Origin of the sequence: Accumulibacter sp. (assembly GCF_031732815.1) — a bacterium.
GTDB lineage: Bacteria > Pseudomonadota > Gammaproteobacteria > Burkholderiales > Rhodocyclaceae > Accumulibacter.
Map to the genome: position 1 here is coordinate 1 of NZ_JAVMKF010000095.1, position 6,075 is coordinate 6,075.

The 6,075-nt window shown below is 68.7% G+C and carries 7 protein-coding genes; 5 read left to right on the forward strand and 2 right to left on the reverse strand.

The window, feature by feature from the left end:
• Nucleotides 1-108: 108 nt before the first annotated feature.
• Nucleotides 109-1,032 (reverse strand): farnesyl diphosphate synthase, encoded by a 924-nt coding sequence (locus tag RKP46_RS07515; RefSeq protein ID WP_311106072.1) that lies wholly within the window; start codon nucleotides 1,030-1,032, stop codon nucleotides 109-111.
• Nucleotides 1,029-1,253, reverse strand: a complete 225-nt coding sequence (locus tag RKP46_RS07520; RefSeq protein ID WP_409194114.1) for an exodeoxyribonuclease VII small subunit — start codon at nucleotides 1,251-1,253, stop codon at nucleotides 1,029-1,031. The genes RKP46_RS07515 and RKP46_RS07520 overlap by 4 nt, the downstream gene beginning before the upstream one ends.
• Before the next feature lie 335 nt (nucleotides 1,254-1,588).
• On the opposite strand from RKP46_RS07520, the gene RKP46_RS07525 reads away from it, so the two are divergent.
• The 5 genes from RKP46_RS07525 to RKP46_RS07545 form a co-directional block, all read left to right on the forward strand.
• Entirely contained in the window at nucleotides 1,589-2,767 is a 1,179-nt protein-coding gene (locus tag RKP46_RS07525) for a CHAT domain-containing protein (protein ID WP_311106074.1), read from the forward strand.
• A 58-nt stretch (nucleotides 2,768-2,825) separates the two neighbouring features.
• Complete coding sequence (locus RKP46_RS07530; RefSeq protein ID WP_311106078.1) at nucleotides 2,826-4,538, forward strand: tetratricopeptide repeat protein; 1,713 nt, start codon at nucleotides 2,826-2,828, stop codon at nucleotides 4,536-4,538.
• 285 nt (nucleotides 4,539-4,823) lie between these two features.
• Nucleotides 4,824-5,111, forward strand: coding sequence for a DNA-binding protein (locus RKP46_RS07535; RefSeq protein ID WP_311106075.1), 288 nt, complete (start codon nucleotides 4,824-4,826; stop codon nucleotides 5,109-5,111).
• 16 nt (nucleotides 5,112-5,127) lie between these two features.
• The gene (locus tag RKP46_RS07540) at nucleotides 5,128-5,436 is read left to right on the forward strand and encodes a helix-turn-helix domain-containing protein (RefSeq protein WP_311106076.1); all 309 of its coding nucleotides are present in this window, start codon (nucleotides 5,128-5,130) and stop codon (nucleotides 5,434-5,436) included.
• A gap of 376 nt (nucleotides 5,437-5,812) precedes the next feature.
• On the forward strand, nucleotides 5,813-6,075 hold a 263-nt coding region (locus RKP46_RS07545), incomplete at its 3' end, for a toll/interleukin-1 receptor domain-containing protein (RefSeq protein ID WP_311106077.1).

The following is a 6,075-nucleotide window of genomic DNA, read 5'->3' on the forward strand; positions in this document are numbered from 1 at the left end:
GACCTGGGTCGGGTTGCTGATCGTGTCGAGCAGAGGATAACGGGTCATCGATGATTCATCCTGCGTGGAAACCTGGGGTGGGCAAGCAGCGGTCGGCAGCGGCGCACTTCAGAACTTGCGCCGGGTGATGAAGTCGGTCAGTTCAACGAGGCGGCGACCGCGCCCGGCAAAGACGCCGAGCGCCTCGATCGCCTGCCGCTGCAGGTCATCCGCCAGTTGGCGCGTTCGCTCCAGGCCGAGCAGGCTGACGTAAGTCGGCTTGGCGGCTGCCGCGTCCTTGCCGGCGGTCTTGCCCAGCGTTGTCGTATTGGATGTGCAATCCAGGATGTCATCGACGATCTGGAAGAGCAGACCCGCCCGTTTGGCGAACCGGTCGAGCGACTCGCGTTCGCCTTCGCTCAATGCCCGGCCGCAGAGCGCACCGAGTAGCACGGCAGCCCTGATCAGGGCACCCGTCTTCAGCGCATGCATCATTTCCAGCTCGGGCAGGCTGAGACTCCGGCCGACTGCCGCGAGGTCGATCGACTGCCCGCCAGCCATCCCGCACGAGCCGCTGGCGTGGGCGAGCAGACGGATCATTTCGAGCGCCTGCTCGCCGAGGTCCGGCAGCCCGCGCGCGAGAATCTCGAAGGCCAGCGACTGCAGGCTATCGCCGACGAGCAGTGCGGTCGCCTCGTCGAATTCGACATGGCAGGTCGGCCGGCCGCGTCGGAGAACGTCATTGTCCATGCACGGCAGGTCATCATGGACGAGCGAATAGCTGTGCATCAGCTCGACCGCGCAGGCCACCACGTCCAGCCTGTCCGGGGTGGCTTCGCTCAGCTCGCCTGCGGCAAAGGCGAGCAAAGGACGAACCCGCTTGCCGCCGCCCAGGCTGGCGTAGCGCATGGCCTGGTGCAACCGGGCCGGAATCGACTCGCCGGAGGGCAGGCAGCGCGCCAAGCTGGCTTCCACCCGCATCTGGACGCTGCGCATCCAGTCCGTGAATGACGGCTCGCCGCAGTCTGGCGCCAGGCCGTCGGCACCGCTCATCGCGCCTCGCTCCCGCTGACCGAAAAGTCGCGCAAGCTACCATTATCGAGAATCTGGATCTGGCGTTCGGCGTCGCTGAGTTGCTGGTGACACAACTTGAGCAATTCGCTGCCTCGCCGGTAAGCGGCGAGCGACTCGTCGAGAGGCAGGCGCCCGCCTTCCATGCGCTCGACGATCTGCTCAAGCTGGGCAAGCGCCTCCTCAAACTTGAGTGCGTGCAAGTCGGCGGTTTCCTGGGATGACGGCTCGCTGTTGCCTGCGGTCACTGATCTTGCTCCTGAGCATCGGCGCGTTTCGCCGGAAACCGCCGAAAATAGCCTATAAGCGTGCATCCGGTCAAATGGAACGGGGCAATTGCATGAATCCGATGGCCCACTGACGCAGAGCACTCGCACCTTCAGCGTGGCTGGCCGGTGCGACGTGAATCCGGCACCGGCGGCCGGAAGTTCGCTGACCTGGCGCCGCGCGAGCTGTGCCAACGCCTTGCGGCAGCCGCCTTCCTGCCAGCCGCCCATCGCGCTGCGCCAATCGAATCGCTCGCAGACCAGAGGCAATAGTGCCCGACGCGATATCTCCGGCAGCGAGTGGCCACTTCCCGGATTCGACCCGGAAGGTCAATCGAGAATTCCTGGCCGCACAGACGCATGCCCAGAGCTTCCTCTTCCAGGGCGGCGAGCCGGTGCGTGTCCGCCGGCGGCTGCCGAACGAACACCCGGCGCCGGTTGCCGTTCTCGCCACGCCGATCCGCGTCCTGCTCGCCAGCCCGCGGCCGGAGGACGACGCCTGCGACTACCTCGACCACCGCGCCAGCGCCAGGCCGCTGGTCGAGGCGATGGAAGCGCTCGCCGGGCAGGTCGAACTGCGCCTGCTCACCCCCCCGACGCTGCCCGCGTTGCGCGACGAACTCGAGCGCGCAGCGCGCGCCGGCGAGCCCTACCATGTGCTGCACTTCGACGGGCACGGCGTCTACGACCGGCACGCCGGACTCGGCGCGCTCTGCTTCGAAGACCCGGAAGACGTACGCCCGCGCGGCCGGCGCCGGCACGCCAACGTCCCCTCGCCCGAACTCGGCGCGCTCCTGCGCGAATACGGCATCGCGCTCGTCTTCCTCGAAGCGTGCCAGAGCGCGCAAGCCGAAAGCGCCAACGAATCGGTCGCCAGCGCCTTGCTCAAGACCGGCGTCGGCTCGGTCGTCGCCATGAGCCACAGCGTGCTCGTCGAAACCGCGCGGCGTTTCGTCGAAGCCTTCTACCGCGCGCTCAGCCGCGGCGAACGCGTCGGCTCGGCGATGCTCGCCGGCCAGCGCGAACTGAAAGACAACCCGGCACGCGGGCGCGTCTTCGGCATCGGCGAATTTCGTCTGCACGACTGGTTCGTCCCCGTGCTCTACCAGGACCGCGACGACCCGCAACTCTTCCGCAGCACGCCCAGCCGGCAGACGCTGGCAGACTGGCGCACACGCCTCAAGAAACGCCTCGGCAAGCTGCCCGACCCACCGGCGCACGGCTTCGTCGGCCGCAGCCGCGAGTTGCTCGAACTCGAACGCATGCTCGCCAGCGAACGCTACGCCGTCGTGCGCGGCCAGGGCGGCGAAGCGCTTGCACGCGCGCGTGCTGGCGGCCGGCGACGCGGCGTATGCCGACGCCGACTACGACCTGGCGCTGGCGTGCTTGGTCGTCCGGCGCACGCTGGGGATGGCCGGGAACGCCGGCGCCGCGTTGTCGCCGCTCGCTGAAGCGCAGCGGCGCTTCACCGCGGTTGAAGCGCGCGCACCCGGCGGTGGCGCGGCGCGCATGGCGGCGGTCTGCATCACCGACCAGGCGGACTGCCTGGTCGACCTCGGCCGCCTCGACGAAGCCGCGCAGGCGTACGAACAGGCGATTGCCCTCGCCGAGCAAGAGCACGCCGAACGCGACATCGCGGTCGGCAAAGGCCAGTTGGGCAGCGTCCGCCTGCGGCAGCGCCGCTTCCCGGAAGCGCTCGCGGCGTGGGGCGAAGCGCGCGAACGCTTCGCGGCGCTCGGCGAAGCGGCGACGGTCGCCGTCGCCTGGCACCAGATCGGCATGGTCCACCAGGACGCCGGCAACGGCGAAGCCGCCGAAGACGCGTACCGCCAGTCGCTGGCGATCGAGGTGCAGTGCAACAACGTCGCCGGGCAGGCGAGCACCTTGCTCCAGTTGGGCAACCTCTACGCCAACGTTCTCGGCCGCCCGGAGGACGCGGTGACGCACACTCGGCAGGCAGCCGAGCGCTACCTCGCGCTGCGCGACGCGGCCGGCGAAGGCCGCGCGCGCAGCAACCTTGCCGATACGCTGCGCCGCCTCGGCCGGCGCAGCGAAGCACGCCAGGCGACTCGGCAGGCGCGCGAGGCGTTCCTCGCCTACCGCCGCGACGGCGGCGAGAACCACAGCGGCGGCGGGCCGCTGGCGGCGGAAATCACCCGCCTGCTTCTCGCCGGCGACAGCGCCAGCGCCGACGCACTGCTCGCGCAACTGGCCGGGGAACTGGCCAGCACAACGCCGACGCCCCCGCCTGGCTGCCGCCGTTCGTCGCCGCGCTGCGCGCCATCGTCGCCGGCGAGCGCAGCGTGGCGCTCGCCGACGCGCCGGGGCTCACCTACGACCTCGCCGCCGAAATCGTCCTGCTGCTCGAGCGCCTGGCCGCCGCCGGCCGCTGAGGCCCGGGTAGGCGGCCGCCGCCGGAGCCGCCTCGGCGGGATACGAACTCTCTACTCCGGGGTGCGTATCGGTCGGTCGGGATGCGATCTCCGCTTCATCGGCTGCAAACTCGATCGGTCGAGCAGCGAACGCGACCCGCCGAGCTTTGAACGCGACCCTCCGAGCTTTGCGCTCGATCTCCCGAGCTTTGAGCTCGCTGTTCGGAGCTTGGAGCTCGAACGTCCGAGCGGCGAGCTTCGACTGGTCGAGCTTCGGGCTCGACCCACAGAGCTGGGAACTCGATCGCCCGAGCTTGGAGCTCGGCCGGCGTCGCCAGTGCCGGCAAGGCGCGCCAGGCGCGCCGCTTGTCGATCGAAGCCGACCCCGCCGTCGACCCGGGCACGCCGTCCGGTCTGGCCGTGCTCGCGCGCGCAGCCGGCACGCTGCTGCGCGGACTGCCGTGGGAACTGCTGCACGACGGGCGCCGCTTTCTCTTCCAGGGGGCCGAGCCGCTGCGCCTCCAGCGGCAGCGCGGTGTTCAATGCGAGTGTGGCCGAGCCTCGCAGCAGGAAGCGTACCAACACGACGGCGACCTTTACCCGAACTGTGACCAGGCACGGCGCCTGCATCAGCGATCCCTGCGCTCTCCATGCGGCCTGCGGCTGCTGCGCAGCCGGAGACACGCTTGACCAAGGACCAGGAAGTAAGCCTGCTACGGCAGGGTTTCTCCTTGCTGCACCCGGGAGCGCGCACTTGTTTTGCGCTGGAAGTCCTCTCTCGCTCGACACGGGGAAGCCTCAGGAACAGCGCTGCTCGCTTCATCTGGCCGGTTCATGGCGTGTTCCTTGAATCCGTCGCTGACGATCCGGCAAAGCTGCGCATCGCGCGGGGCCGCTCTTCCGCACCTTGCCGGAACGGCTCGGCGCCAGGCTTCCGTACCGATAGTGGGTGGGCGATTCGCGCAGTTGCCGCCGTCGCGTCGCGGCCTTGTCCAAGGCACGGGGTACAGGATGGCGCAACGCGTCGCGGCGTGGCAGCGCAACAAGCGTTGCGCGCCAGGCGCTGCACGCCTTTCCTGGGTTGATCGTCCTTGACAGGGTACGGGCGACCCGTATAGTGCAAGTCACGCGTGCGGTGATCGAAACCCCGACGTTCCAGAAACAGGCCGAGAAGCTGTGGTCCGAGGACGAGCGGCTGGCCTTGATCGACTGGATTGCCGCCAATCCGCTGGCCGGAGACGTGATCCCCGGGGCGGAAGGCGCACGCAAGCTTCGCTGGCGCCGTGCCGGGTCCGGCAAGTCAGGCGGGGCGCGGGTGATCTACTTCAATTTGACCGAGCAGGGAGTGGTGCTGCTGGTCGCGGCGTATGGCAAGGCGGAACGCAGCAGCATGCGGCCCTCGGAAATCGACAAGGTGACGTGATATGGAGAGCACGAGAATGGACGTCGACAAGGTGGCAGCGGCGATCGAGGCCGACGCGGGTGAAGCGCTGCCCGATCTGCGGCAGGCGCTCGCCGAAGCGCGGGAAGGGATGGGGCGTGTCACGACGCCCGAACAGATCCTGGTGCGCCAGGCGCGGCAGCAGTCGGGCCTGACGCAAGCGGCCTTCGCCGAGCGCATCGGAACGCCGGTGGCGACGCTGCGCGACTGGGAACAAGGGCGGTTCCAGCCGCCAGGGGCGGTCTTGTGCCTGCTACGGCTGATCGTCGGGCATCCCGAGTTATCTGAGGAGTTGAGCGAAGCTTGAGCTTCGTGGAGGGTCGTTCGACTCGGAGGTCGTACTCGGAGGTCGTACTCGGAGGTCGTACTCGGAGCTGACAAATGAATTTCCTGCGCGAGCAGTCTGCAGCGTTGCCCGCTTCTCGCCTATCCACTGGCTATCTCGCCCGTTCGCGTTCGCGTTCGCGTCGGGCATCGTGGCCTGCTCGTGATCATTTTCCTGGACGTTTTCAGGGCACTTCCTGCCACCGAAGTCAAGGGCTGACGACAATTCCGCGCCGGCTGCGCTGACTGCGCTGACTGCCGCACGCGCAGCCACGCGACCCATCGCGGCGCCGCGCAAGGAGCCGGAGTACACTCTCCGCTTGCAGAACCGAAGCCAACAACGAGAGGGGAGCGCCTCGATGGCAAAGAACGATTCAGCAAGCGCAGGCCAAACGCCAGGCGCTTCCGCCACCTGGTTCGTCTCGCACAGCAGCGGCGACGACGGCATCGTCCGCCGTCTGCGCAGCGCGCTCGCCGATCTGGACACGCAACTGACGATCGACTCGCGCGAGTTCCGCGGCGGCGATCCGCTTGAATCGACAATCCGCGCCGCGATCGAGCGCTCGGCGGGCGTGCTGGTGCTCGTCTCGCCGAAGGCGTACGGCTCGGCGTGGGTGGGCAA

Bases quoted from the DNA above. Each gene is read 5' to 3' on its own strand.
- RKP46_RS07515 (WP_311106072.1), bottom strand. From the start codon at position 1,032: ATGAGCGGTGCCGACGGCCTGGCGCCAGACTGCGGCGAGCCGTCATTC.
- RKP46_RS07530 (WP_311106078.1), top strand. From the start codon at position 2,826: ATGGCGGCGGTCTGCATCACCGACCAGGCGGACTGCCTGGTCGACCTC.
- RKP46_RS07540 (WP_311106076.1), top strand. From the start codon at position 5,128: ATGGACGTCGACAAGGTGGCAGCGGCGATCGAGGCCGACGCGGGTGAA.